The 24,505-nt window shown below is 56.4% G+C and carries 25 protein-coding genes; 8 read left to right on the top strand and 17 right to left on the bottom strand.

Translation table 11 applies throughout. The features are described from left to right. Positions 1–60: 60 nt before the first annotated feature. The gene (locus MID00_RS01300) at positions 61–1,641 is read left to right on the top strand and encodes an NAD(P)/FAD-dependent oxidoreductase (protein ID WP_254499566.1); all 1,581 of its coding nucleotides are present in this window, start codon (positions 61–63) and stop codon (positions 1,639–1,641) included. A 9-nt stretch (positions 1,642–1,650) separates the two neighbouring features. Here MID00_RS01300 and glcC read toward each other — a convergent pair whose 3' ends face one another. Next, positions 1,651–2,415 carry a transcriptional regulator GlcC gene (gene glcC / locus MID00_RS01295; protein WP_009456132.1) on the bottom strand — a complete coding sequence of 255 codons (765 nt, stop codon included), beginning with the start codon at positions 2,413–2,415 and terminating at the stop codon, positions 1,651–1,653. A gap of 195 nt (positions 2,416–2,610) precedes the next feature. Here glcC and glcD point away from each other — a divergent pair, with 195 nt between their 5' ends. Genes glcD through glcF form a run of 3 tightly spaced genes read left to right on the top strand, consistent with a single transcriptional unit; the run spans position 2,611 to position 6,403 of the window. Continuing rightward, positions 2,611–4,110 (top strand): glycolate oxidase subunit GlcD, encoded by a 1,500-nt coding sequence (gene glcD, locus MID00_RS01290; RefSeq protein ID WP_035268958.1) that lies wholly within the window; start codon positions 2,611–2,613, stop codon positions 4,108–4,110. Further along, entirely contained in the window at positions 4,110–5,195 is a 1,086-nt protein-coding gene (gene glcE / locus MID00_RS01285; protein WP_254499565.1) for a glycolate oxidase subunit GlcE, read from the top strand. Before glcD ends, glcE begins: the two co-directional genes overlap by 1 nt. Beyond that, on the top strand, positions 5,180–6,403 hold the full coding sequence (glcF, locus tag MID00_RS01280; protein WP_254499564.1) for a glycolate oxidase subunit GlcF: 1,224 nt from the start codon (positions 5,180–5,182) through the stop codon (positions 6,401–6,403). Before glcE ends, glcF begins: the two co-directional genes overlap by 16 nt. Before the next feature lie 217 nt (positions 6,404–6,620). On the opposite strand, the gene MID00_RS01275 is transcribed toward glcF, so the two are convergent. The 8 genes from MID00_RS01275 to MID00_RS01240 all read right to left on the bottom strand — a co-directional run bounded on the left by MID00_RS01275 (position 6,621) and on the right by MID00_RS01240 (position 14,190). Then, positions 6,621–7,574: a Gfo/Idh/MocA family oxidoreductase gene (locus tag MID00_RS01275; RefSeq protein WP_009456127.1), complete on the bottom strand. Its 954-nt coding sequence runs from the start codon at positions 7,572–7,574 to the stop codon at positions 6,621–6,623. Between the two features lie 39 nt (positions 7,575–7,613). Continuing rightward, on the bottom strand, positions 7,614–8,462 hold the full coding sequence (locus tag MID00_RS01270; RefSeq protein WP_021446853.1) for a class III extradiol dioxygenase subunit beta: 849 nt from the start codon (positions 8,460–8,462) through the stop codon (positions 7,614–7,616). A 12-nt stretch (positions 8,463–8,474) separates the two neighbouring features. Further along, complete coding sequence (gene ligA, locus MID00_RS01265) at positions 8,475–8,867, bottom strand: protocatechuate 4,5-dioxygenase subunit alpha (RefSeq protein ID WP_009456123.1); 393 nt, start codon at positions 8,865–8,867, stop codon at positions 8,475–8,477. Positions 8,868–8,883: 16 nt separating this feature from the next. Then, the gene (locus MID00_RS01260; RefSeq protein ID WP_009456121.1) at positions 8,884–9,804 is read right to left on the bottom strand and encodes an amidohydrolase family protein; all 921 of its coding nucleotides are present in this window, start codon (positions 9,802–9,804) and stop codon (positions 8,884–8,886) included. 10 nt (positions 9,805–9,814) lie between these two features. After that, entirely contained in the window at positions 9,815–10,498 is a 684-nt protein-coding gene (gene ligK / locus MID00_RS01255; protein ID WP_009456120.1) for a 4-carboxy-4-hydroxy-2-oxoadipate aldolase/oxaloacetate decarboxylase, read from the bottom strand. Between the two features lie 32 nt (positions 10,499–10,530). After that, positions 10,531–11,559: an amidohydrolase family protein gene (locus MID00_RS01250; protein ID WP_021446852.1), complete on the bottom strand. Its 1,029-nt coding sequence runs from the start codon at positions 11,557–11,559 to the stop codon at positions 10,531–10,533. A gap of 25 nt (positions 11,560–11,584) precedes the next feature. Then, a complete protein-coding gene (locus tag MID00_RS01245) occupies positions 11,585–12,961 on the bottom strand; it encodes an aromatic acid/H+ symport family MFS transporter (RefSeq protein WP_009456119.1) in 1,377 nt (458 codons plus the stop codon). A 119-nt stretch (positions 12,962–13,080) separates the two neighbouring features. Further along, complete coding sequence (locus MID00_RS01240; RefSeq protein ID WP_009456110.1) at positions 13,081–14,190, bottom strand: 4-oxalomesaconate tautomerase; 1,110 nt, start codon at positions 14,188–14,190, stop codon at positions 13,081–13,083. A gap of 136 nt (positions 14,191–14,326) precedes the next feature. Between MID00_RS01240 and MID00_RS01235 the strand changes: the two genes are divergently transcribed. Then, positions 14,327–15,283 carry a LysR family transcriptional regulator gene (locus tag MID00_RS01235; RefSeq protein ID WP_022983202.1) on the top strand — a complete coding sequence of 319 codons (957 nt, stop codon included), beginning with the start codon at positions 14,327–14,329 and terminating at the stop codon, positions 15,281–15,283. Here MID00_RS01235 and MID00_RS01230 read toward each other — a convergent pair. The 6 genes from MID00_RS01230 to pobA form a co-directional block, all read right to left on the bottom strand. After that, positions 15,280–16,653, bottom strand: coding sequence for an MFS transporter (locus MID00_RS01230; protein ID WP_250756928.1), 1,374 nt, complete (start codon positions 16,651–16,653; stop codon positions 15,280–15,282). The genes MID00_RS01235 and MID00_RS01230 overlap by 4 nt on opposite strands. A 104-nt stretch (positions 16,654–16,757) precedes the next feature. After that, positions 16,758–18,209 (bottom strand): aldehyde dehydrogenase, encoded by a 1,452-nt coding sequence (locus tag MID00_RS01225; protein ID WP_009456104.1) that lies wholly within the window; start codon positions 18,207–18,209, stop codon positions 16,758–16,760. Between the two features lie 36 nt (positions 18,210–18,245). After that, complete coding sequence (locus MID00_RS01220; RefSeq protein WP_009456102.1) at positions 18,246–19,811, bottom strand: FAD-binding oxidoreductase; 1,566 nt, start codon at positions 19,809–19,811, stop codon at positions 18,246–18,248. Between the two features lie 10 nt (positions 19,812–19,821). Then, the gene (locus MID00_RS01215; RefSeq protein WP_021446850.1) at positions 19,822–20,313 is read right to left on the bottom strand and encodes a hypothetical protein; all 492 of its coding nucleotides are present in this window, start codon (positions 20,311–20,313) and stop codon (positions 19,822–19,824) included. A 10-nt stretch (positions 20,314–20,323) separates the two neighbouring features. Beyond that, positions 20,324–20,686 (bottom strand): cytochrome c, encoded by a 363-nt coding sequence (locus MID00_RS01210; RefSeq protein ID WP_254499563.1) that lies wholly within the window; start codon positions 20,684–20,686, stop codon positions 20,324–20,326. Between the two features lie 38 nt (positions 20,687–20,724). Next, the gene (pobA, locus tag MID00_RS01205; protein ID WP_009456098.1) at positions 20,725–21,894 is read right to left on the bottom strand and encodes a 4-hydroxybenzoate 3-monooxygenase; all 1,170 of its coding nucleotides are present in this window, start codon (positions 21,892–21,894) and stop codon (positions 20,725–20,727) included. 749 nt (positions 21,895–22,643) lie between these two features. Here pobA and MID00_RS01200 point away from each other — a divergent pair. The 3 genes from MID00_RS01200 to MID00_RS01190 all read left to right on the top strand — a co-directional run bounded on the left by MID00_RS01200 (position 22,644) and on the right by MID00_RS01190 (position 23,526). Then, entirely contained in the window at positions 22,644–22,853 is a 210-nt protein-coding gene (locus MID00_RS01200) for an aldehyde dehydrogenase family protein (RefSeq protein ID WP_021446847.1), read from the top strand. A 175-nt stretch (positions 22,854–23,028) separates the two neighbouring features. Beyond that, positions 23,029–23,274, top strand: coding sequence for a hypothetical protein (locus tag MID00_RS01195; protein WP_009456095.1), 246 nt, complete (start codon positions 23,029–23,031; stop codon positions 23,272–23,274). 24 nt (positions 23,275–23,298) lie between these two features. Continuing rightward, entirely contained in the window at positions 23,299–23,526 is a 228-nt protein-coding gene (locus MID00_RS01190; RefSeq protein WP_250756933.1) for a helix-turn-helix domain-containing protein, read from the top strand. 49 nt (positions 23,527–23,575) lie between these two features. Here the strand turns inward: MID00_RS01190 and MID00_RS20630 are convergent, their stop codons facing one another. Together MID00_RS20630 and MID00_RS01185 are read right to left on the bottom strand one after the other, a co-directional pair. After that, positions 23,576–23,689, bottom strand: coding sequence for an aldehyde dehydrogenase (locus tag MID00_RS20630; protein WP_009456090.1), 114 nt, complete (start codon positions 23,687–23,689; stop codon positions 23,576–23,578). A gap of 164 nt (positions 23,690–23,853) precedes the next feature. Then, the gene (locus MID00_RS01185; RefSeq protein ID WP_009456088.1) at positions 23,854–24,288 is read right to left on the bottom strand and encodes a hypothetical protein; all 435 of its coding nucleotides are present in this window, start codon (positions 24,286–24,288) and stop codon (positions 23,854–23,856) included. Positions 24,289–24,505 lie beyond the last annotated feature (217 nt).

Genomic DNA, 24,505 nt, shown 5'->3' with positions numbered 1-24,505 from the left:
TCAGTTTCCTCTTTGCGCCGTAGAATACGGATAAATACTTTAGAGCTAAAGGAGTTGCCCGTGGGTGCAGAGACGGTAGTAGACGCGATTGTGGTTGGGGCAGGGCACAACGGCTTGGCAGCAGCGGTTGAACTGGCCAGTAAAGGCTGGAAAGTTCAGGTTGTGGAAGCCAAAAGCTCGGCGGGTGGTGCGGTCAGCACTCAGGAGTTGACCATGCCAGGCTTCAAGCATGATGTGTGCGCCATGAACCTGTCCTCCTTCGCGGGCTCTGCGTTCTTCCAACGCCATAAAGAAGCCTTGGCCCGCCATGGTTTGGCTTTCGTCCCCGCAGAGCATTGCTTTGCCAGCGTGTTCCGGGATCAAAGTTACTTGGGCGTCAGTACAGATCTGGAAACGACCTTGAAGCGTATTCGAGCTGTTTCTGAGAAGGACGCTCAGGCTTGGCAAGCCATGCTGGATGACTTCCAGAGCAAGGCCCCTCATCTGTTTGCTGTGCTCGGTAGCCCTATGCCTTCTTGGGGCTTGATGAAAAGCGCCTGGAAGAGCTGGCGTGAGCTGGGCAAGGATGGCGTTGCAGAGCTGATGCAATTGCTGCTGGCGACGCCTCGTGACTTTCTGGACCGCTATTTCGAGAGCGACTCAGTGAAAGCCATGATGGCAGCCTGGGGGCTGCATGTGGATTTCACACCAGACACAGCAGGCGGTGCCTTGTTTCCTTATCTGGAGTCCATGGCCAACCAAGCCTTTGGCATGGTGATCGGGCAGGGCGGTGCTGACACGATTATCCGTGCCATGACGAGCTTTCTGCAGGAGTTGGGCGGTGAGCTGCTGTTGAATGCCCCCGTGCAGACAATTGAACAAGAGAATGGTCGCGCCAGTGGTGTTGTTTTGGCCGACGGTCGCCGCTTGAAGGCACGCAAGGCGGTCATCGCGAATCTGAATCCTCAACTCGTCTTTGGGCGCCTGGTGCAGTCTGCTACCGTCCCCAAGGATTATCAGAAGAAAGTCGATGCCTTCCGCCCCGGTTTGGGCACCATGATGATCCATTTGGCTCTGGATGGCTTGCCAGATTGGACAGCTGGCACCGAGCTGCAGCGTTTCTCCTACGTCCATCTGGCACCCGATATGGCCATGATGAGCCGCGTCTATGCCGAAGCAGCTGCAGGTTTATTGCCTGCCGAGCCAGTTCTTGTGGTTGGACAAGGTACAGCACTGGATCCTTCCCGCGCCCCGGAGGGGAAACATACCTTGTGGATTCAAGTGCGTGTGCTGCCAGCCCAAGTCAAAGGCGACGCTTCTGGCAAGATTGCCGCTGGCGATTGGTCGCAGCTTAAGGGTGCATATGCAGAGCGCGTCCTGGATCTGCTTGAAAGTTATGCGCCGGGCCTGCGTAGCAAGATCCTGGCCCGCCATATCATGTCGCCCCAGGATCTGGAGCAGTTCAATGCGAACTTGATTGGCGGTGATAACCTCTCGGGCAGCCACCATCTGGATCAGAACTTCTTCTTCCGTCCAGTGGCCGGTTACTCCAAATACAAGACGCCGATCAAGGATCTGTATTTGTGCGGCGCCTCGACCTGGCCCGGTGCAGGGACGGGGGCCGGATCAGGTTATATGCTGGCCAATCTGTTGGCGAAGTAAGTCAAAGAACTAAAGGCCATTCAGACGTTGCCGGGCATGTTCCAGGCGCAGCTGTTTGGCCTCCATCTCCTGTAGTTGTCGTCGTATCCCATCGATATGTTCTTTGGCGGCGCGTCGGGCCAAGTCAGCTTGGCCTTGCGTGACGGCATTGCATAAACGCGCATGTTGTCTGTCCAACCTGCGTTTGGAGTCATGGTCGGGATACAGGTGCTGCACGGACACGCGCACTGTAGACAACATCAAGTCGTTGAACAGGCTGATCATGTGTACCAGCACCGGGTTGTGTGAAGCCTCACAGATTGCCGCATGAAAAGCATGATCTGCCCGCGCAACCTGTTCAGGCGCTGCATCCTGCATTTGCAGATCCTCCAGTTCCTGAAAGCGTCGTCGTATCATGATGTGATCGGCTTCCGTCCCCCTGGAGGCGGCTAGTTGAGCCGCCTCGCTTTCCAGCAGTTCACGCACTTCCAGCAAGTCATATAGAGTGCGCCCTTGCGCTTGAAGCAGGTGCTCCAGCGGCTTGCTGACGGCTGAATCAATCAGGTTGGAGACGAAGGAGCCTTTGCCATGTCGGGTTTCAATCAAGCCGCGCACGCGCAGGATTTGCAGCCCTTCGCGCAGGGCAGATCGGGACACCGCCAGTCTTTGCGTCAGTTGCCGCTCGGAGGGCAAAACTTGTCCCGGTTTCAGGACGCCATCCATAATAAAAGTTTCGATGCGTTGGGCGACCAGCTCGGCGGTGACTTCCAAACGCTTGGGTTCCTGCATTTTCATTCGTGGTCAGACCAGTTGTATGCCTATGGAAATGATAACAAGCTGATTATCTATCTGTCTGATTTATAAGTATAAAGATAAACCCTAATACTCTCTTAGGGTAAAAACTGGTCGGACCAGTAGTCTGACGGCTGGACAAGCTAGCCCGCATCAAAGACCATCCGTTTCAGGAGACTTTAAAAGACAGGAGGCGTCATGAGCTTGCGCTACGACGAAAAACTGGACGGTGTGCTGCCCCGCGTGGACAGGATGCAGCTGCTTAGCCGTTTGCGTGATGATATTCCCGGCCTGGATGTGCTGCACACTGATGAGCAACTGCATCCTTACGAGTGTGATGGACTGAGTGTTTATCGCGCCAAACCCTTGCTGGTCGTTTTGCCCCGTAATGTGGAGCAGGTACAGGCCGTGATGCGCTTGGCTCACGAAGTCGGCGTGCCGGTGGTGGCTCGTGGTGCGGGTACCGGCTTGTCGGGCGGTGCCATGCCTTTGGAGCAGGGTATTTTGCTGGTGATGGCGCGCTTGAACCAGATTCTGGATCTGGACCCTGTAGCCGGGATTGCTCGCGTTCAGCCCGGCGTGCGTAATATCGCGATCTCTCAGGCGGCCCAACCCTTTGGCTTGTATTACGCACCGGACCCGTCTTCGCAGATTGCCTGTTCAATTGGTGGCAACGTAGCGGAAAACGCGGGTGGTGTGCACTGTCTGAAATATGGTCTGACCGTACACAATATCCTGCGCCTGGAAGTGATTACCGTCACAGGCGAACGATTGATTTTGGGCTCCGAAGCTCTGGATACGCCCGGCTTTGATTTGATGGCCCTGTTTACGGGTTCCGAAGGAATGCTGGGGGTAGTCACGGAAATTACCGTCAAGTTGCTGGCACGTCCCCCCTGTACGGTAGTGCTGCTGGCCAGCTTTGACGAAGTGGAAAAAGCAGCTGATGCCGTGGCGCAGATTATTGCTCAAGGCATTGTGCCGGCAGGGCTGGAGATGATGGATCAAATGTCCATCCGCGCAGCCGAGGACTTTATCCACGCTGGCTATCCCGTTGATGCACAAGCGATCTTGCTTTGCGAGATTGATGGCGCTTTGGAAGACGTGCAGGACGATGTGGCTCGTGTGGAGCAGGTTCTTTTCAAGGCCGGCGCGCAAGAAGTGCGGGTTGCGCGGGACGAGCAGGAGCGACAACGCTTCTGGGCCGGTCGTAAAAACGCCTTTCCCGCTGTAGGCCGGATTTCTCCCGACTATTACTGCATGGACGGCACCATTCCGCGTCGTCAGTTGGCTTATGTGCTGAAGAAAACCGCGGAGCTTTCCGAAGAGTACGGCCTGCGCGTCGCCAACGTGTTTCATGCGGGCGATGGCAATATGCACCCGCTGATTCTGTTCGATGCCAATCAACCTGGCGAGCTGGAGCGAGCCGAAGCCTTGGGCGGCAAGATTCTGGAATTGTGTGTGGAAGTCGGCGGCACAATTACGGGCGAGCACGGCGTAGGCAGAGAAAAAATCAATCAGATGTGTGTGCAGTTCAATGAAGACGAGCTGCAGTTTTTCCATGCGATCAAAGCTGCCTTTGATCCCAAAACCATGCTGAATCCCGGCAAGAACATTCCTACTTTGCATCGCTGTGCAGAAATGGGCGGCATGCACATCCATCACGGGCAATTGCCTTTCCCAGAGTTGGAGCGTTTCTGATGAGTACCGTAGAACACAAAAATCAGGATCGCAGCGCTGAATTGCTGGAGCAGGTCCAGCAAGCCCTGGCCACTAAAACCCCCTTGCGTTTGCAAGGCGGCAATACCAAAGCTTTTTTAGGCAAAGCCGTGCAGGGGCAAGAGCTGAGCCTGGCAGGCCATGAAGGGGTGGTCGATTACGATCCGGCGGAACTGGTCGTCACGGTGCGTGCCGGGACTTCCGTGCAGGCGCTGGAAACGATCTTGAACGAGCAAGGTCAATGCCTGCCTTTTGAGCCACCTCTGTTTGATAGCCGCGCCACTGTTGGTGGAGCCACCGCCTGTGGTCTGTCGGGACCGCGTCGTCCCTGGGTAGGCTCATTACGAGATTATGTACTGGGCTGCCGTTTGATCAGTGGCATGGGCACACATATGCGTTTTGGTGGCCAGGTCATGAAGAACGTCGCCGGTTATGACGTATCGCGGCTGATGGTCGGCGCCCAGGGTTCATTGGGTGTAATTACCGAGGTGTCCTTCAAAGTCTTGCCTCGCCCACGTAGCCGTGCCAGCCTGGTTCTGGAGGTAGCCCAGCAGGAAATCGCCGGTTTATTACGCAGTTGGCGTGACCAAAGCCGTCCCATTACGGGCGCAGCTTGGCAGGACGGGCGTTTGCATTTGCGTCTGGAAGGTGGCGACAGCTCGGTGCAATTGGCTCAAGAGCAAATCGGTGGGGAGGCTTTGGACTTGTCCTATTGGGACGATTTGTGCGAGCAGCGCCTGGAGTTTTTCAAGCAAGCTGGCACCTTGTGGCGAATCGCCTTGCCAGTCGATGCCCCAGTGCAAACATGGCCCGGCCAGGTTCTGGTGGATTGGGGTGGGACACAGCTGTGGCTGAAGTCCGATGCTGCTGCCGAGCAGATTCACGCGCAGGCTCAAGCTTTGAAAGGGCATGCCCGTTGCTGGTCCGGATCAGGTGCAGGGCAGGATGTCTTGCCCGAGTCCTTGTTGATATGGCATCAGCGTTTGAAACAACAGCTGGATCCTGCTGCCATTTTTAATCCAGGTCGTCTCTTTCCTTCGGCGGAGTCCACATGCAAACACAACTGACACCATGGGCTCAGCAACTACCGCAAGCCGAGCAAGCTGAAGCTATTTTGCGCTCCTGTGTGCATTGTGGGTTTTGCAATGCCACCTGTCCGACTTATCTGGACCAGGGCAACGAGCTGGACGGCCCCCGTGGCCGGATATACCTGATCAAGATGTTCCTGGAAGGCAAAGCGACCTCGGAGCTGACCCAGCATCACCTGGATCGTTGCCTGAGCTGCCGCAATTGTGAAACCACCTGTCCTTCGGGGGTGAAGTATCACAACTTGCTGGATATAGGTCGGGCCGCACTGGAGCCCAAAGTAAAGCGTCCCTTGAAGGACCGTGCCATGCGAGTCGCACTGACGCAGATTCTGCCAGAGCCTGCTCGAGTCAACGCCTTGCTGGGGGTAGCGCGAACCATGCGTCCCTTGCTGCCATCTTCTTTACAGGAAAAAATCCCGCCCAAGCAAAATGCGGATTTGACACGACCCGCACAGCGGCACAGCAAGCGTGTCCTGATGCTGGAAGGCTGTGTTCAGACAGCCATGGCGCCTTCCATTAATGCTGCGACGGCCCGGGTGTTGGATCGCTTGGGCATCAGCGTGACGCCCATCGCTCAGGCAGGCTGCTGTGGCGCTTCGTCTTTTCACTTGGGTGCGCAAGAACAGGGCCTGGAGCAGGCGCGTCGCAATATCGACGCCTGGTGGCCGCAGATCGAACAGGGAGCTCTGGCGATTGTGCAGACCTCCAGCGGTTGCGGAGCTTTTGTGAAAGAGTACGTGGACCTGTTCAGGAACGATCCGGCCTACGCCGAGCGCGCTCGCCGCGTCAGTGAACTGGCCAGGGATCTGGTCGAAGTGCTGGAAGAGCAGCCTTTGGAAGAATGCCTGAACACGCAAACCCGCCCACGCCTGGCTTTCCATTGTCCGTGCACTTTGCAGCATGCGCAAAAACTGGGGGGACGAGTTGAGGTCGTGCTGACTCGCCTGGGTTTTGATCTGGGCGCTGTGCCGGATAGCCATTTGTGCTGTGGTTCGGCGGGCACCTATTCATTGACTCAACCCGAGATCGCAGGACGTCTGCGGGATCGCAAGATGGATGCGCTGGAAAGCAGTAAGCCCGACCTGATTGTCACGGCCAATATGGCCTGCGGGAATCATTTGAATGGAGCGGGTCGGACTGCGGTCAAGCATTGGGTTGAGTTGGTGGATCAATACTTGAGTGCATAGTCGCAGGAACCAGGGTTGTCCGAGTCGTTGAATGTTTTTCTGCGGGCCCCTAAGGATGGCCCAGTACAGCCGCAACGTCCGCGCTTGAACGTGGGGGCAGGCAGGGGCAAATTCTGCGGTTTTGTTATCCTGCCTGTTGTTCGCCCCCTCCACCTGACGATATGCTTGCCGTTGTCGCGCAGATAGCCTCGTTTGCAGGAAGGGGCGGTGCAGACTCTTAGGCGGTCAGTTGTTTTTCGAGCAGGTCCAGTGTCTCATAGCAGGCCAGGACCGACGCCACGCTGGAGTTGGGTTCGCGATTTTCCAGAATAGCCGCGATAAACTCCCGGTCCTGCAATTCGATGCCGTCCATGGATACATCTACGTGGGAGACATCGATTACTTCGTCTTTGCCGGTGGTGAGGTCGTCGTAGCGGGCCAGATAGGTTCCGTTGTCGCAGATGTAGCGAAAGAACGTGCCGAAAGGGCCGTCATTGTTGAACGATAGCGATAGCGTGCATAGTGCGCCGTTTTCTGTCAGCAACTGGATGGACATGTCCATGGCGATGCCAAGCTCAGGATGGATAGGGCCTTGGATGGCATTGGCCTTGATGACTTTGGAGCCGGTCTGGTATTGAAAAAGATCGACAGTGTGCGCGGCATGATGCCAGAGCAGGTGGTCTGTCCAGGAGCGCGGTTTGCCCAGGGCGTTGGTGTTGCTGCGGCGGAAAAAATAGGTCTGTACATCCATCTGCTGAATGTTCAATTCACCCGCCTTTATCTTTTGATGAATCCACTGATGGCTGGGGTTGAAGCGGCGCGTGTGGCCAACCATGGCCACTAGGCCCTTTTCCTGTTGTACTTGCAGCACTTCCTGGGCACCGGCCAGGGTGTCCGCCAAGGGAATTTCAACCTGTACGTGTTTGCCCGCTTTCAGGCATGCCAGTGTTTGCGCAGCGTGCATCTGAGTAGGGGTGCACAAGATGACGGCATCGACCTCCTGACTGGCCAGCGCCTCGTTCAGATCGCCCGAGGCGTGGGGGACGCCGTATTTTTGCGCTACTTCCTGGGCCTTGGCCTGGGTGCTGGACACGATATAGGTGACCTGGGCTTCGGGGATACGGGCCAGGCCGTCCAGGTGCTTGATGCCGAAGGCGCCTGCGCCTACCAGTGCAATATTGACTTTTTTCATTTCTATTTCCTTTCGTTCAGAGCGTGGGGCCAAGCCCGCTCACGCAGTCTCTTTGTTTTCCAGGATCAGGTGTCCGACCGCGGTATTGGAGGCGGGCACATGGTAGAAGCGGTGGCGCACATCGACGTGTGGATTCATGGCGCCACGCGCGACCAGCCACATCACCAGCTCGATGCCTTCCGAGCCTGCCTCACGCACATAGTCGATATGGGGCACGCGAGCCAGGGCATCGGGGTCGGCAATCAGGCGATCCAGGAACTGGTTGTCCCATTGGGCGTTGATCAGTCCGGCGCGGGGGCCTTGCAACTGGTGGCTCATGCCGCCTGTGCCCCAGATCTGTACATTCAGGTCTTCGTCATACGAGGCGACCGCGCGACCGATCGCCCGGCCCAGATCCAGGCAGCGCTGGCCGGATGGGGCCGGATACTGAACTACGTTGACGTGCAAGGGGATTACGGGGCAGGGCCATTGTTCGACTTGACCGAACATCAGGGAAAGTGGAACGGTCAGGCCGTGGTCTACTTCCATTTTGTTGCACAGCGTCAGATCGAAGTCGTCCTGAATGACCGAGTGGGCAATATGGGCCGCCAGTTCGGGGTGCCCTTGTACCGTGGGGACAGGGCGTTTGCCCCAGCCTTCGTCACTGGGTTCAAAAGAGGCGCCAGTGCCCAGGGCAAAAGTGGGAATCAGGTCCAGGCTGAAGTTGTTGGCGTGGTCGTTGTAGACCAGGATGATGACATCCGGTTTGTTTTCCTGCTCCCATTGCTTGGAGAATTCGTAGCCGTCGAACACTTTTTTCCAGTAGGGTTCGGTGTGCTTGCCCAGGTCCAGCGCGGCACCAATAGCAGGAACATGCGAGGTATAAACAGAGTGTTTGATCTTTGCCATGATAGGTTCCGGTTATTTTTCTTGTTCGTGTAAGTAGCGGTTGCCCTCGGGGGAGCGGCCACCCTTGAGCATCATTTCCCGATAGTCCTGTTCGCTCATACCGGTCATGCTGCCTGCCATTTGTTGGAAGGACAGGCCATCGGTAGCGCCGATCTTGGCCAGAAAGTAGATGTTGCCACCCAGTTGCATGCAGCGATTCAGGTCACGACTGAGTACAGCCTGTTTTTGCTCCATGCTCATGGGCCACTCATCCAGATAGGCTGACTCGTCCGCTTTAAAGCGGGCCCGGTTTTCTGCCTTCATCAGTGACATGCAAAACTGGTTCAGGTGGTAGCCCTTACGCGATTGTTCCGAGTCAAAAATAATCGTTCCCGGTATATCCTGGTACGGTTTGTCCAGTGCCATAGTTATCTCCTCAAATTCATGTCAACTCTTCTGGCCAATACAGGCGCATCGGGTTGTCCACCAGTAGTAATTGTTGTTCTGCGGGACTGGGCGCAATTTGTGCCACGTAGTCAACCAGCAAACCGTCATCGGGCATATGGTCTTTCAGGTTGGGGTGGGGCCAGTCGGTCCCGAACAAAACGCGATCGGGGAACTGCTGCATCAATCGGCGTGCAAATGGTACGACATCCTGATACGCATGCTGCTCGCCATGCAGGGCGGCAGGACCGCTTTTGCTCAGACGCTCAGGGCATGAGAGCTTGGACCAGATGTTCGGGTGTTCGGCCATCAAGCGTACGAACAGGTCGAACTCGGCACTCTCTGCCCCTTGGCTGACATCCGGACGGCCCATATGGTCAACGACCACTGTGGTCGGTAGACCGGCGAAAAAATCCCATAGTTCTGGCAAATCCTGTGCCTCGAAGTACACCACCACATGCCAGCCCAAAGGCGCTATTTTATGGGCAACGTTCAGCAGTTCTTCTTTCGGCGTGAAATCGACCAGACGTTTGACAAAATTGAAACGCACACCGCGCACGCCGGCCTGGTGCATGGCGTCCAACTGCTGTTGCGTGACATCCGAGCCCAGGGTGACAACGCCACGCGCCTTGCCTTGTGAGGCCTGCAAGGCATCGAGCAAGGCGCTGTTGTCCTTGCCGTGACAGGTAGCTTGCACAATGACGTTGCGGGCAAAGCCCAGGTGGTCGCGCAAGGCAAACAGCTGCTGTTTGCTGGCATCGCAAGGAGTGTATTTGCGCTCGGGGGCGAAGGGGAACTGCTCAGCGGGGCCAAACACATGGCAGTGGGCATCAACCGCACCAGCCGGTAACTGGAGTCGGGGTTTGGAGGGGGCGGCGTACCAGTCCAGCCAGCCGGGGGTTTTCTCAAAATGGCTCATCATCCTTCCTTCAGTCGATGTAACGGAGCCCGGCCTTCTCCAGGGGCTCGCGCATTTTGTACATATCCAGGCCCAGGACACCGCTGGCCAGCTTGGCGCGTTTTTCACCCTCAAAACTTTCTCTTTTTTGGGCGGCCGCCAATGTAGCGGCGGCCTTGGCGGCGGGCACGCACACCACGCCATCATCATCAGCCACGATGACATCGCCCGGCGTGACCCACATGCCTGCACACACGACCGGAATATTGACCGAACCCAAGGTGGCCTTGATGGTGCCCTTGGAGGAAATGGCCTTGCTCCAGACCGGAAAGTTCATCGCCTGTAAGGTGTTGATGTCGCGCACTCCGGCGTCAATGATCAAGGCGCGCGCTCCACGGGCCTGGAAGCTGGTGGCCAGCAGGTCGCCAAAATAGCCGTCACTACACTCCGAGGTCACCGCGGCAACCACGATATCGCCGGGCTGAATCTGCTCGGCGACGACGTGCATCATCCAGTTGTCGCCCGGTTGCAGCAGCACCGTGACGGCAGTGCCGGAGACTTGCTGACCGGAGTAAATCGGGCGCATATAAGGTTTGAGTAGACCGACACGGCCCATGGCCTCGTGAACAGTGGCCGAGCCCAGGGCCGCCAGTGCATCGGCGGCCTGGCGGTCGGCTCGTTGAATGTTGCGGTACACGACACCCAGTTCGTACATGGTTGATTCCTTGATGAATAGTTGCAGGCGGCTTACAAGCCTTTTTTCTTCAGCGCAGCGTCCAGGCGCGGGAACACGCGGCGTGCGTTGCCTTCGTAGATCTGGTGACGTTCCTGTTCGCTCAGGTTAAGCGTGGCTTCGATATAGCGTTTGGTATCGTCGTAGTAGTGACCGGTCGTGGGGTCAATGCCGCGCACCGCGCCAATCATTTCGCTGGCAAACAAGATATTCTTGACAGGAATGACCTCGGTCAGCAGGTCGATGCCAGGCTGATGGTAGACGCAGGTGTCAAAGAAAATGTTGTTGAGCAGGTGCTCGTCCAGCAGGGGCTTTTTCAGCTCCTGTGCCAGACCTCGGAAACGGCCCCAGTGATAGGGCACGGCGCCGCCACCATGGGGGATCAGGAACTTGAGCGTGGGAAAGTCTTTGAACAGATCGCTGGTCAGACATTGCATGAATGCGGTGGTATCCGCGTTCAGATAATGGGCGCCGGTGGTGTGAAAGCAGGCGTTGCAACTGGTGGAGACGTGGATCATGGCAGGAATGTCGTACTCCACCATTTTTTCGTAAATGGGGTACCAGGAGCGGTCGGACAGCGGCGGGGCCGTCCAGTGGCCACCGGACGGGTCGGGATTCAGGTTGATGCCGACGTTGCCATACTCTTCCACACACTTGACTAGCTCGGGAATGCAGGTTTTGGGATCTACGCCCGGCGATTGCGGGAGCATGGCAGCCGGGATGAAATGGTCAGGAAACAGTTCGCTGACGCGATAGCACAGCTCATTGCAAATGGCGGCCCAGGTGCTGGAGGTCTCGAAGTTGCCGATATGGTGGGCCATGAAACTGGCACGGGGACTGAAGATGGTCAGGTCCGAGCCGCGTTGTTTCATCAGCTTGAGCTGGTTGTTCTCGATGGTCTCGCGGATCTCGTCATCGCTGATCTTCAGATCACTGGCGCGGGGCGTTTGATTGGGGTCTTTCAGGCCGGCGATCTGCAAGTCGCGCCAAGCCCCCAGTGCGGCGGGGGCCGTGGTGTAGTGCCCGTGTACGTCGATGATCATGGGAGGGTCTCCTGCGTCTTGATGTTTAAGGGTTAATGAGAGGGGGAGTCGTGCCGCCTTGCGGCTGTGCACGGCTGTATTGCTTGATGAGGAGGGCGGCCATGGCGATGACGCCTGGGATGGCCACAACGGTAAAGATCTGACTGAAATCCAGCTCGCGTGCCGTCAGCTCGGCCACCAGGAAAGAGCCGGCAATACCGCCAAAACGACCGATGCCCAGCATCCAGGCCACGCCCGTGGCGCGTCCCCGAGTGGGGTAGTAGGCGGCCGCCAGTGCAGGCATGGAGGACTGTGCGGTATTCATCAGCGTGCCGGCCAGAAACACGACCACAACCAAGCCGCCCAGATGTCCGGCCATCTGGCCAATCCACCAAATGGATAGAGCGGTCAGCGCGTAGCCCAGAGCGATGATGCGGTTGGCGTTGAAGCGATCCATCAACCAGCCAGAGAGCACGGCACCCACACCGCCCAACGGGAAGAGAGCGGCAACCAGCGTGCTGGTCTGGGATGCCAGTCCGGCTTCTTTGAACAGCACGGGCATCCAGTTCATCAAGGCGTAGAAAATGACCAGTCCCATGAAATAGGCCAGCCAGAGCATGAGTGATCCCAAGCGGTATTCACGCGATAACACGATACCGATACCATTGTGGGCGGCAGGCTGGGAGCTGGTCTCGGTCAGCGTAAAGCGTTGGACGCTGTCCACAGCCTTGCCGGCAATGGGGGCCAGCGCCCGGCGGATACGGTCGGCGGAGTCATGTCGGGCGACCATGTGGCGCACGGACTCGGGCAGCTTCGGGATCAGCACGAGCAGTAGTATCAAGGGGGCGATGCCACCCAATATCAATACACTGCGCCAGCCAAATTGGGGAATCATCCAGGATGCCAGAAAGCCGCCCAGGGCGGCCCCCAGAGGAAAGCCGCAGAACATGGCATTGGTCAGGGTGGCGCGACGGGCATCGGGGCAGTATTCGCTCATCAAGGTGACAGCGTTGGGCATGGCGGCTCCCAGACCCAAACCGGTCACAAAGCGCAGAACAGCCAATGTCCAGATGTCCGGGGAGAAGCCTGAGGCCAGGCAGGCGAGGGCAAAGATGGCTACCGAGCTGACCAGCACCGTCTTTCTGCCCAGCCGATCAGCCAGTGGCCCCGACAGCAAGGCCCCCGTTGCCAGACCGAACAGGGCAGCGCTCAGTACGGGTGCCAGGGCGGGCTTGCTGACACCCCACTCGGCGATCAAAGAGGGGGCGATATAGCCGATGGCGGCAGTATCAAAGCCATCGAGCAGCACAATCAGAAAGCACAAGCTGAAGATGAGCCATTGAAAGCCAGAGAAGGGGTGCTCATTGAGCAGCGTTTGCACATCAAGGCTGGGCTGGTCTGTTTTGTCGGCTAGGGATGTCATGGTTTGTCTCGTCCAATATCATTATTTTTCGGTGGGCACCGTATGCGCAGGCGCAGCCCACCCCCTGCCACCGCAGTGGCGCAAGCCCTGCGGTGTTCTTTTTTTTGTTTGAAATGCGTTTAGTTCGAGTGCGGTACCAGAACGTCGCCGCGCATCAGTGCTCTTGCGGTGCGCAGCAACGCTGCCTTGGTCACAATCTCGGGGTTTTCGGGGTCGCTATCGAGTGTGACGCTGAATTCGCCGGTGGGATGTTCGACCGACAGCGTGACCGGACCCAGGCTTTGCTCGAAGCGGGCGATCCCCTCGCAAACGGTGCCTGGCATTTTGATGGCCGTACCCACTGTCACGGCAGCGAGCACCCCAATGGCCTCATGGCATACATGGGGGATGAAACTACGGGTGGTCACAGCGCCGCCGTGTTCAGGCGGGGCGATCAGTGTCATCTTCGGGTAATTCTTGGTCGAGACATCGCCCAGTCCCATACGTTCGGATATCTGCAGGCGCAACGCTTCTACGCGTCGCTTCAGTTCCGTATTGGCGTTTAGCTCAGCCACGCTTTCCAGGCCGCTTACTCCTACATCAGTCGCCTTGAAAATCACTAGCGGCATACCGTTGTCAATGCAGGTGACATCCAGGGTGAACGGAGGCAAGCCATCCGCATGAACGGTGATGGTGTCTTTGGGTTTGCCCGTGGGCAGCAGTCCCGAGCAAACCGAGCCTGCCGTATCCAGAAAATTGATGGCAATCGGGGCGCTGGTGCCCGGTACGCCGTTGATCGCGGCATTACCTTCGTAGCTGATTTCGCCTTCGGGTGTTTGCACCTGAATTTCACTGACCATGCCGGTATTGAGCGTCAGGACCTTGACCGTAGTGGTGGGGCCTTGGGCCTGGATCAGGCCTTTTTCCAAGGCAAAGGGGACGACCGCCGCCAGCATATTGCCGCAATTGGGTTTGGTGTCCACCAGGTCAGAGTCGGGTTGCAACTGGGCAAACAAAAAGCTCAAGTCAGCTTGTCCGGTGCTGCAGATATCCACGATCCCCACTTTGCTGGTCAAGGCATGGGCGCCACCAATGCCATCGATCTGTCGACGGTCGGGCGAGCCCATCAGCCTGAGCAGTAGTCGATCCCGCTCTTGGATATTTTCGGGCAGATCTTTGGCGTAGAAGAATGGACCTTTGGATGTACCCCCCCGCATCAGGATACAAGGAATGCTATATTGGCTGGCCATAGGTGGTGCTCCATAGGTCACTGAAAAAACAGGCAAACTGCGAGGCACATTGACTGTGTTCCCATTCGCTCTTGCTATGCGTACCTATTTTAGTAAGCCCGATAAAAGTTAAAAGAACGAAACCCGACTAGTAGATATGTCAAAAAAACATAGCGAAGACAAGCGCCCTATGGAATACGTGATCGATCTCAAGCAATTGAGCTACTTCACGCATGTGGCCGAACTGGGCAGCTATACCCGAGCTGCAGAATTTACCAATGTGGCTCAGCCAGTCCTGAGCCGGCAGATTCGCAAGCTGGAAATTGATTTGCGGCAGAATTTGCTGATTCGTCACGGGCGCGGTGTCATGCTGACCGACGCCGGCAAGATCTTGCTCAAGCACAGTCGTCTGATCTTGCGCCAGTTGGAGCAGGCGCAGGAGGATCTGAGTCTGTCTGAGGGCAAGCTGACCGGGCACATGTATTTAGGTTTGCCGCCCACGGTGGCGCGCACCATTTCTTTGGATGTCGTGCAGGCGTTCAAGGAACAATTACCCGATGCACACCTGACGATTATCGAGTCACTGACGGTTAACCTGGAGGAGCAAATTCATCTGGATCGGGTCAATATGGGATTGCTGTACAACCCTTCTTCCTCGCCAACACTGGAGACGCAGCTACTGGCCGAGGAACAGTTGCACCTGATCTGCGGTGTGGACAGCCCTTATGCGCAGGGACGCAGCCGCATCGCGCTTAAAGATCTGGCCGATATTCCGCTGATCATGCCTAGCCTGTCCAACAGTTTTCGGATGTTGGTGGAAAAAGAGATGCAAAAGCTCAATCTGAAGCCGCAGATCGAGTTTGAAATCAACAGTGTGGGGGTGATTATTCAATTGCTGGCCAAAGGCATGGGGGCTGCCATTTTGTCCCGCTCGGTGTTGGAGTTCATCCCGCAAAGTGGCTTATTGACGGCTATTCCAATCGAGCAGCCGGCCTTGGTCAATCGTTTGTATCTGGCCTATTCCTCCAAACGTTTGCCCACCAAACTCCAGGTTAAAGTGCGGCAGATCCTGATTGATATTTGCCAGCGACATTTTCCTGGCCGGGATGATTAAGCGCCTTGCTTTTGGGTCATGTTATGCCCATCCATGGCATGCAAGCGTCGAAAAAGGAATGCGGAGCTCAGGGTAATGAGCCCGACAATGACAAACGTGAACTGGAAGGCGGTGGTGGCCGTCTGTACGGATGAGGCGCCAAATAGGGCTTGTCCGTAGCGCAGAAGCATGGCACCTATAGCGGTTCCCAAACCCATGGCCAGTTGCTGGTTTACCGCCATCAGGCTATTGCCACTGCTTTTTTGATAGGGACGCAATCTGGCCATGGTCAGGGTGTTGACGGCGCTGAACTGAATCGAATTGGCGGCTCCCAAAAGCAGTAAGTGCAGACTGATCCACAAGGTACTGGTCTGCGCGTCAATAAAAGCCAGCGCTGTAATCAGCAGGCCGATCAGGATGGTATTGCTTAGCAAAATGGACCGATAGCCAAATCGGTTCAGCAATGGGTGCAAAAAGGGTTTGGCTGCCATGGCGGAAATGGCCATGGGCAACAGTAAGAAAGCGGATTGCACGGGGCTGTAGGCAAAGCTGATCTGAAACAGCATGGGCAGCAAAAAGGGCAATGCGGCCATGCCGATCCGGCTAAGCAGATTGCTGCTCAAACCAATCCGATAGGTACGTACAGACAGCAGATGGCCTGGATACAAGGCGTTTTGCTTGTGCGTGCCATGACGCTTGTAACCTAGCAGAAGAAGAAAACCGGCCAGTATTAACATCCCTGACAAAGCGGGGCTGGCGAGGCTGCCAGACAGTTCAAAGCCCAGCGTTAGCAGGCAGGCGCTGCCAGTGAACAGCAGCAAGCCGTGCAGATCCAGTTTTCCCGGCGTTTCGGTGTAGTTAGGCATCCACTTGCTGGCAAAAAACAGGGACAGCAGGGCAAAGGGCAGATTGATCAGGAAAATCCAGTGCCAACTGGCATATTGCACCAAATAGCCGCCTACCAGCGGCCCCAGTATGGGCCCCAGCAGAGCGGGCATGACGGCATAGTTCAGTACACGCAATAACTCGGCATTGCGAAATGATTTCATCAATACCAGCCGTGCCACTGGGGTCAGCAAGGCTCCGCCCATGCCCTGAACCACACGGGAGACCAGCAACATGGACAACTGCGAGGACAGGGCACACAACAGCGATCCCAGACCAAACAGAAACATGGCGGCCATGAAGATTCGTCGTGTGCCAAAACGGTCGCTCAGGTGCGCGCTGACGGGGATGCATACTGCCACAGTCAGTACGTAGCTGACGATGACCGACTGCATGTGCAGGGCTGAGGTGTTCAGGTCGCGGGCCATGCTGGGCAGCGCCGTGTTGAGCACGGTGACGTCCAGCATTTGCATGAAGATTGCCAACGCCAACAGTGCGGGCAACATTTTTTTTTGAAAAGGGGCAAGCGGTACAGAGGCAGGGTGAGGCATGACAACAGGGCGCAGGGTCGGCCCGGGACCGATCCTGCGCCCGGGCCTGCAGGCCAGATTTATAAAGGATACTGGCGGGGGGTAGTCTGGACGGTAATCCAGCGCAGTTCGGTGAACTCATTGATGGCGGACTTGCTGCCAAAGCGGCCATAACCGCTGGCTTTCATGCCGCCAAATGGGGCTTGGGCTTCATCATGGACGGTAGGTCCATTGATGTGGCAGATGCCGCTCTGGATCTGTTTGGCAATGCGCAGACCACGGTTTACATCCTGCGTGAATACTGCTGCCGCCAAGCCATATTCGCTATCGTTGGCCAAGCGGATTGCCTCGCTGTCCTCACGGTAGCGGGTCATGGTGACGACGGGGCCAAAGGACTCCGTGGCATAGAGCTGCATGTCGGGGGTGACGTCATTGACGATCAGCGGATGCATCAGGGCGCCCTCGATGTTCAGGGGCAGCGGCAAGGAAGCACCTTTGGCAACGGCGTCCTCCACCAGAGCCTGGATGCGCTGGGCAGACTGGACACTTTCCAGATAGGCAAAGCGCGTGTCTGCCTGATCGGGTGAGCCAACCGGAATGGTCTTGATTTTGGCGACCAGTTTTTCCAGAAATGACGGGGCAATCGATTCATGCACAATCAAGCGTTCGGTTGACATGCATATCTGACCTTGATTGAAGTAAGCGCCAAAGGCAACACCGGCGACGGCCTGTTCCAGGTCGGCGTCCTCGCACACAATAACCGGTGCCTTGCCACCCAGTTCGAGCAGGACGGGTTTAAGGTATTTGGCGGCAGTTGCGGCGATGATCTTGCCAACTTTGGTGGAGCCTGTGAAATTGATGCGCTTGACCGCCGGGTGTGCAATGAGCTGCTCGACTACGGCAGGCGCATCTTCAGGGGCGTTGGTAATGACGTTGATCACGCCGGCTCCGACGCCTGCGTCATTGAGCACTTGTCCCAGCAGAACATGGGTGGCCGGACACTGTTCGGAGGCTTTCAGAATGACGGTGTTGCCGCAGGCCAGGGGCATGGCCATAGCACGAGTGGCCAGAATCACGGGCGCATTCCAGGGGGCGATGCTCACGACCACGCCGCAGGGGACGCGATAGGCCATGGACAGGCTGCCGGGCAGATCCGAGGGGATGATGGAGCCATCAATCTGCGTGGTCATGGCAGCGGCCTCGCGCAAGATGTTGGCCGATAAATGCACGTTGAAACCATACCAGGAGTCCGTCGAACCCGTTTCCTGACGTACTGTTGCGATAAATTCGGCCGCGCGCTCGTCCATGAGGTCAGCGGCTTTGAGCAGGCGCAGCCGGCGCTCGGTGGGGCCCAGGGCTGACCAGTGTACAAAGGCTTGTTCGGCGGCCTGCAGGGCGGCTTGCACATCCTCAGCTTGGGCGGCTGCCGCGATGGTCGCGGCTTGGCCTGTAACGGGGTTCTGGCGCGTAAATGTCCGTTGACCACTGGCGTCACGAAGCTGGCCATTGATCAATAGTTGACTGGTGTTCATTATGTCTCCTGCAATACTGCGGATAGATAGGCAAAGTTAAAACGGGTTGTTCAGGTCAATGCCGGATTTGCCCGGTGCCAGGATATTGTTCGGGTCCAGGGCGCGCTTGATCGCGTGTTCGACCTGGCGTTTCACCGTTCCGTATGATTGGGCGACCCGCTCCTGAAAGCGTGTATTGACCCGATACACGGCATACCCTTCTTTCTCGAACTCATCGAGCAGTTCATTAAAGCAGGCATCGGCTCGTGCTGTCTCTTGTGGATTGCTGCGATCGTAAAGCACATCGATGACATGGTGCATGTCTCGCCAGCCCACAATGAACTCACCGACGTAATCGAGCCCGTGCTTGTTCAAAATGGCCTTGGCCAGTGTTTTTTGCTTGTCGCACTCGCTGCCACGGGCCTGGCTGACGGGAGCGAACCACATGGAGCCACCACCTCCACGCCAGTTGTACAGGCCAAATTCCTGTAAATTGGGCACGCCCGACATCAGTTCGGCGCGGTATTTGAACGGTTGTGTGTCGCCGGCCTCTTCCTGGGTTACCAGCGTGCCTTTACCCATTTTCTTGACTGCTTCCTGGACAATTTTCCAGTTCACATCTACTTGTTCTTGTGTACCGTACAGGGCGGCGTAGACGTTCCAGGCTCCCAGGTTCTTGTCTTTCTGAATTTGCTTCAACACGCTGTCCGGAGTGGCGCCCGGTTCGCTCAGGTAGTCGCTGCGTCGGGTGTTGCAGGTAGCAGCTTCCCACAGAATATTGGCAATAACCACCGAGTTGGGGATAACCTGGGCAATGCGCAAGGGGCGAATCATCTCCACGATATCGGCAATATCGGCTTCTTCCTCGAATTTGATTTCAAAGGGTTTGTAGACCGGGGGTTTGGGCATGAGCCAAAACCCCATTTTGGTGCAAATGCCGTAATTGGCCTGGGTAAACATGCCGTCCAGCGTTGGGCCATATCCCCATTTGAAAACCTGCCAGGCCTTGTCACCTGGAACGCTGCCCATTCCGGTACGCAATACCTGGCCGTCGGCCAGCACCAGCTCCATGCCGCATTGCATCATGAAGTGTTCGCCGTACGGGGTATAGCCCACGCCACGATCCATCGTATTGCCCAAAGGGCCGGCAATGGCCGAGGGCGCAGAAAAGGACAGCATGAGAGGAATGTTGTTGTCCTCCAGATAGTCGTAGAGCTGCTGATACGTCACCCCGGGTTCGACCAAAGCGGTGCACAGATCAGGGTCCACATGGAGGATCTTGTTCATTTTTTTCAGATCCAGCACCACCTGGCCCCGTTGTCCGGGCGCGGCCGAGCCATAACCGAAGTTGCGCCCAGTGGAAATGGTCCAGATAGGGATCTTGTATTCGTTGCAGATCTTGACGATCTGCTGTACCTGTTCCACGGTAGTGGCCGACAGCACCGCCGAGGGCGTATGCGCCTCTTCGGAGACCGACATCATGATTTTGGTGTAGGGCTGAATCTGTGCCGATTCCAGCAGGACATTTTCCTTGCCCAACAAGGTCTGGAACTGGGTCAGCGCCTGTTGAAACTGGGACTGATCTACCCCTTTGGGTAGCACCATTTGTTTGTTGTTTTGCACGACCCCCTCCTTAAATTTCGAGCATGAACGACACGTGATGGCCGTTTACGTAGTGTGTGTTTTGAATGGCAGATTGTATGGGTGCGGCCCCGGCCAAGGCAGCGCCCAGACCTTGGCTGTCCCGGGTGCTGAGCTGTGCGTGGTGGGCCTGCCAATGCAGACGGCCCTGAGCGTTGCGCAGCAGATCGATCACAATGGTGGCGCTGGCATCATCGACCAGCCCCAGGATTTTTTTAGGCCCTGTCTGCTCTAGCAGGGTTTGCCATTGGCGCAGAAAGGACAAGTCGGTGCTGGTGTACAGCACCTGGGGGGCTGACGCGGGCTGGTACGCCTGTACGCCACTGAGAAAGGCCGACGCGCATTGGCCCGGCGTAAGAATGACATGCAGGGGCGGCGCTTGCTGTACACGGTTTGCCCAGGCAGTGGCGGACGAACCCAGGCTGCCCAGGGCCGATCCTGTCAGTACCATGCCTTTGAGAACCTGACGACGTTGACTGTTCATGCCAGGCTCCTTATTTGCTGGTAGCGCTGGCGGGCACCCGGGCCGGGGAGGTGGACAGATACTGACCTAGCTCCTTGAGGGTGGCATCGTTGATATGGGTCTGCGGAAAGGCAGGCATGGCTCTTAGGCCGCTGCGCACAATAATGGCAAAGAACTCGGGCGGAAGCTGCCGGCCTTTCAGTTCCGGGCCAATTCCTGCTTCGTGACAGTAAATACAGGTTTTTTCGTAGGTTTTCTGCCCCAGTGTCTTTGCTTGTTCGGCGGCAGCGCTTGTCGAAAAACACAAGCCCCCCAGCCCCGCCAATGTCAGCAAGCGAGCTGTTCTGAAAGCGTGGCAAGTGAAGCCTTGTATTGCTGGCCTGTGGTAAGCCATATCCGTCTCCTGGTTACGATTGATTTTGATGTTTTTTGTTAGTAGGGAAGGCCAACATAGTTCTCGGCAAGCAGGCGGGCGCCGTGCTCGGAGTTCATCAGTTGATTAAATTCGGCTGCCTGAAGCTTGTGATCCCAATGATTCATGTCCGGGAAAGTATGCATCATCCGGGTCATGTACCAGGAGAAACGTTCCGCTCCCCAGATACGTTTCAGACAACGATCTGAGTAGTTCTCTATTTTTTCGCGGCACTGGTTCTGGTAGAAGTCCAGCAGCGCCTCCGAGAGATACAAGACATCACTGGCGGCCAGATTCAGGCCCTTGGCCCCAGTGGGAGGCACAATATGGGCTGCATCACCTGCCAGGAACAGGTTGTGATGGCGCATGGGTTCGGTCACGAAGCTACGCAACGGAGCAATGCTTTTTTCAATGCTGGGGCCAGTGACCAGGTTGGCAGAACGTGTCGGCCCCAGGCGGGTGCGTAGTTCGTCCCAGAATCGCTCATCGGACCAGTCTTCTACCTTGTCACTCAAGGGCACTTGAAGATAGTAGCGGCTGCGTGTTTTGGAACGCTGGCTGCAAAGCACAAAGCCGCGCTCATGCTTGACATAGATCAGTTCGTCGGAGACCGGGGGGGTGTCTGCCATCAGGCCCAACCAACCAAAGGGATACACACATTCGTAGGTTTTCAGGATATCGGCCGGAATGGTGGGGCGTGATATGCCATGAAAGCCGTCACAGCCCACGATGAAGTCGCAGTCCAGACGGTGCGCCTTTCCTTCGTGCTTATAGGTGACATAGGGGTGGCTGCTTTCCACTTCATGCAAGGCCACATCTTGGGCTTCATAGACAGTTGTCGCACCGATCTTTTCACGCGCTTGCATCAAGTCGCGGGTGACTTCGGTCTGGCCATAGACCACGACATGGCGATTGACCAGTTTTTCAAAATCGACTCGGAACGAGGTGTTGTCGAACACCAGTTCGCAGCCATTGTGCACCAGGCCATTTTTTTTCAGATTATCGGTGACACCAGCCTGTTCCAGGGCATCGACGGTTACGCTTTCCAGCACACCGGCCCGAATGCGGCCCAGAACATAGTTTCCCGTTTGACGTTCAAGAATGACGTTGTCGATACCGTTTCGGGACAAGATTTGTCCCAGCAGCAAACCGGACGGGCCTGCTCCGATAATAGCTACCTGAGTTCGCATTTTTTTCTCCACCAAGATGTTGCTGTGTTGCTCGCTATTTGGCGTATTGTCGTGAAAAAATCAGCAGGCAAATACATCGAATATGTACTAGCAGCTATGCGTTTTTGTGCGAGCAGCCCATTTTGAGTAGCGGACTCAATTCTAGATGTTCTTTCTGCGCTCATCGGCATCACACAGGATGTTTTCAGGCTGTAGTTACTATAAAAAAGAAAGGAGTTGCTCCATGCACTTAACCATTCGCGCGTCCTTGCTCGCCGCGGGCATCTTATGCACCTCTATTCCTGAGTCTCAAGCCTAACGAGCTCTATTGTGAAGAGGGTACTGAGCTCAATGCTGATCTGGCCGTGTCTTTGGTATTTTGAGCAGCAAGCATAACTTTATAGATCGCCCGGACCGTATTGGCGCTGGCTCTGTTTTCGGTAGCCTGGGCTTGGTCAGCTCTGGCACTTAGGGCGACGGTGACCCTGGCGGTTATTCCATAGGGAAAGAAAGGCGTGCCAGTTTTGAGGATGCGTATTTGGGGTAGTGCTCGGAGGACTTGCTTCCCTGCTTGGGCCAGGATGGCATTGATATTTCCTTCGGTCGGCAAAGCATGACGCTTGCCCAGGAGGGCTGGTGGTATGACGCTGCCGCTAATCCAGGCAGAGGTATGGGCAGGGTGTTTGACCGAGGTGGCGCTTACTATGTGGGCCCTTGTCATTCTTTTGCCTAGACAGCTGTTTTCCGTTTGGGCGGCAGCGGCTCCGACCATGAAACCTGTCCCTCTGGAGTTGGGTGGCAAGTCCTCCACTGTTATTTCGGCTGATGCTGATGTGAGCCGAGCAGTGCCTGGTGCGGCCGCTGCTGTTTTCTTCAATTCTGGTCAAATATGTACAGTGGGCTCCCGCTTGCTGATTGATGCCGCGGTATATGAAGAAGTGATCGCGGGTGGTCGGGCTGGTTCGCTCCAGCCTGGGTGAGGGGGCAGTGGATTGGCTGGCGGCGATATGATTGATGAGGCGGGATGAGATTTGATCAGCCCCCGTTTTGACGGGGTATCGCGTGAAATGCCCGTTATACGTGGGGAAGTATCTGGACCAGTGGTCTGTGCCTTGCGTATCGGGGAGCCCGCGGGCTACGCTGGATTCGTTTGGCATGTTTCAAGGCCATTGGCAAACCAGAGCATCCCTGCATGTAATGGCTCAGGCTGAGACCACGACGCTTAGTCACTGGATTCAGAATCGGGCCATTTGGCCGCGCAGTCAGGATACCCGGCTCAAGTCTGTGCTGGAATGTCATTTGCCGGACCTGATGGGGCCAGAGATTACGGTGGCGAAAGCTGTGACAGAGCAAGTAGAGGAAGCGATTGCCCGGCGTTTGGGGCGTGCGCCGGTAGATTGAGATTCCATTACTTTGGTTCTGGGGATGTCGGCTCGATCTTTGCGTCGACGCTTGATGGAAGAGGGGGCATCTTTTCATAGCGCATCGCAGACCGTTCGCCAGGAGCGAGCACAAGCCATGTTGCAGTCTGCTGACCAGCCTTTGTCCGTCGTTGCCGAGCAGCTTGGTTATTCGGATACCGTGACTTTTTCGCGCGCCTTCAAAGAGTGGACGCGGGCTTCCCCGCGTCGTTTCTCCAGGCGGCAAAGCTGAGGCTGGTTTTTTTATCCCTTTTCAGCTCCGCCGTTGATGCTTGCCTGGCTCAAACAGCAAACCCAGGTTGCGGTAAGCTGTTTTGCACCGTGATGGCTTTCAGTTCCGAGTATATGTTCAAGGTTTCACGGCAGTGCTCGCGTCCTATGCCGCTTTCCTTCATGCCACCAAAGGGCGAGCCGCTCCTCAAGTTGAGGTATCGGTTGATCCAGACGTAGCTCTGGATACAAGCCAGGTGCCAATTTGTTGGACGGTCTATGAGTGCCTTCACCCCGTTAAGGCTCGTCCCTGGAAACAGCGCGCAGGCTGTAAGCCCCGGGCTGGTTACTACCTGAGCTCACGTACCTTGCAGCGAGTCTTTCCTTGCTCGTCCTCTCGGCAAGAGGTAGCTGCGGTGCCGTCGGCATCAAAATAAATCCCCATATTCTCTTTCTTGTTGTTGGGCGGGCCGAAGCGATTGGCCGGGTTTCTGTTCTGCTCAAGCTGGGGCAGGCGGTTGCGCTCAAGTTGCTGTTCTCGTGCCGCTTGGCGAGCCTTTTCCTCATTGTTCATCGCCTTCTGGAAGTTTCTGCTGAACTCCGAGTCCTTGGCCGGATCTTTAGGTGTGGCTGCCGAGGGACTCGCTTCGCGTGGCATGACGGAGGTCGAGCGCAGCTTTTTAAGGTCTTCAGTCGTGACGGAAAAATCCGGAGAAGCCGCGTGGCTGGCAACGGCGAGGAAACTGAGCAAGCCAACTGCAATAGGGTTCAGATATTTGCGCATCAGAATTTACTCGACGTGGATGAGGTTTGATTATCTATCGTTTGATAAACATGGCATGGTTTTTTTCTGCATTCTATACAGAGGATTGACACGAGCACAAACGGAAACAGGGCGAGCCAGGTGCCTGTGGCTTAGCCAGATAGCGACAAGCCTTGCAAGGGGACGATTGAACAGAATAATGTCACGAACACAGGCGGTCAGACGTTTAATGTGGTTT

It is taken from the genome of Alcaligenes sp. NLF5-7 (assembly GCF_024266725.1).
GTDB lineage: Bacteria > Pseudomonadota > Gammaproteobacteria > Burkholderiales > Burkholderiaceae_B > Alcaligenes > Alcaligenes phenolicus.
The sequence above is the reverse complement of the archived record's forward strand: the minus strand, read 5'-3'. Positions and strand labels throughout refer to the sequence as shown.

What these genes read in the sequence shown, in the direction of transcription:
- glcD (WP_035268958.1), top strand. Translation starts at nt 2,611, where the DNA reads ATGAGCTTGCGCTACGACGAAAAACTGGACGGTGTGCTGCCCCGCGTG.
- glcC (WP_009456132.1), bottom strand. Translation starts at nt 2,415, where the DNA reads ATGAAAATGCAGGAACCCAAGCGTTTGGAAGTCACCGCCGAGCTGGTC.
- MID00_RS01230 (WP_250756928.1), bottom strand. Translation starts at nt 16,653, where the DNA reads ATGTTGCCCGCACTGTTGGCGTTGGCAATCTTCATGCAAATGCTGGAC.
- glcE (WP_254499565.1), top strand. Translation starts at nt 4,110, where the DNA reads ATGAGTACCGTAGAACACAAAAATCAGGATCGCAGCGCTGAATTGCTG.
- MID00_RS01215 (WP_021446850.1), bottom strand. Translation starts at nt 20,313, where the DNA reads ATGAACAGTCAACGTCGTCAGGTTCTCAAAGGCATGGTACTGACAGGA.
- MID00_RS01240 (WP_009456110.1), bottom strand. Translation starts at nt 14,190, where the DNA reads ATGGCCAGCCAATATAGCATTCCTTGTATCCTGATGCGGGGGGGTACA.
- MID00_RS01260 (WP_009456121.1), bottom strand. Translation starts at nt 9,804, where the DNA reads ATGAGCCATTTTGAGAAAACCCCCGGCTGGCTGGACTGGTACGCCGCC.
- MID00_RS01275 (WP_009456127.1), bottom strand. Translation starts at nt 7,574, where the DNA reads ATGAAAAAAGTCAATATTGCACTGGTAGGCGCAGGCGCCTTCGGCATC.
- MID00_RS01235 (WP_022983202.1), top strand. Translation starts at nt 14,327, where the DNA reads ATGTCAAAAAAACATAGCGAAGACAAGCGCCCTATGGAATACGTGATC.
- MID00_RS01225 (WP_009456104.1), bottom strand. Translation starts at nt 18,209, where the DNA reads ATGAACACCAGTCAACTATTGATCAATGGCCAGCTTCGTGACGCCAGT.
- MID00_RS01210 (WP_254499563.1), bottom strand. Translation starts at nt 20,686, where the DNA reads ATGGCTTACCACAGGCCAGCAATACAAGGCTTCACTTGCCACGCTTTC.
- MID00_RS01195 (WP_009456095.1), top strand. Translation starts at nt 23,029, where the DNA reads ATGTTTCAAGGCCATTGGCAAACCAGAGCATCCCTGCATGTAATGGCT.
- ligK (WP_009456120.1), bottom strand. Translation starts at nt 10,498, where the DNA reads ATGTACGAACTGGGTGTCGTGTACCGCAACATTCAACGAGCCGACCGC.
- MID00_RS01270 (WP_021446853.1), bottom strand. Translation starts at nt 8,462, where the DNA reads ATGGCAAAGATCAAACACTCTGTTTATACCTCGCATGTTCCTGCTATT.
- MID00_RS01185 (WP_009456088.1), bottom strand. Translation starts at nt 24,288, where the DNA reads ATGCGCAAATATCTGAACCCTATTGCAGTTGGCTTGCTCAGTTTCCTC.
- pobA (WP_009456098.1), bottom strand. Translation starts at nt 21,894, where the DNA reads ATGCGAACTCAGGTAGCTATTATCGGAGCAGGCCCGTCCGGTTTGCTG.
- MID00_RS20630 (WP_009456090.1), bottom strand. Translation starts at nt 23,689, where the DNA reads ATGAAGGAAAGCGGCATAGGACGCGAGCACTGCCGTGAAACCTTGAAC.
- glcF (WP_254499564.1), top strand. Translation starts at nt 5,180, where the DNA reads ATGCAAACACAACTGACACCATGGGCTCAGCAACTACCGCAAGCCGAG.
- MID00_RS01250 (WP_021446852.1), bottom strand. Translation starts at nt 11,559, where the DNA reads ATGATCATCGACGTACACGGGCACTACACCACGGCCCCCGCCGCACTG.
- MID00_RS01200 (WP_021446847.1), top strand. Translation starts at nt 22,644, where the DNA reads ATGAAACCTGTCCCTCTGGAGTTGGGTGGCAAGTCCTCCACTGTTATT.
- ligA (WP_009456123.1), bottom strand. Translation starts at nt 8,867, where the DNA reads ATGGCACTGGACAAACCGTACCAGGATATACCGGGAACGATTATTTTT.
- MID00_RS01245 (WP_009456119.1), bottom strand. Translation starts at nt 12,961, where the DNA reads ATGACATCCCTAGCCGACAAAACAGACCAGCCCAGCCTTGATGTGCAA.
- MID00_RS01190 (WP_250756933.1), top strand. Translation starts at nt 23,299, where the DNA reads ATGTCGGCTCGATCTTTGCGTCGACGCTTGATGGAAGAGGGGGCATCT.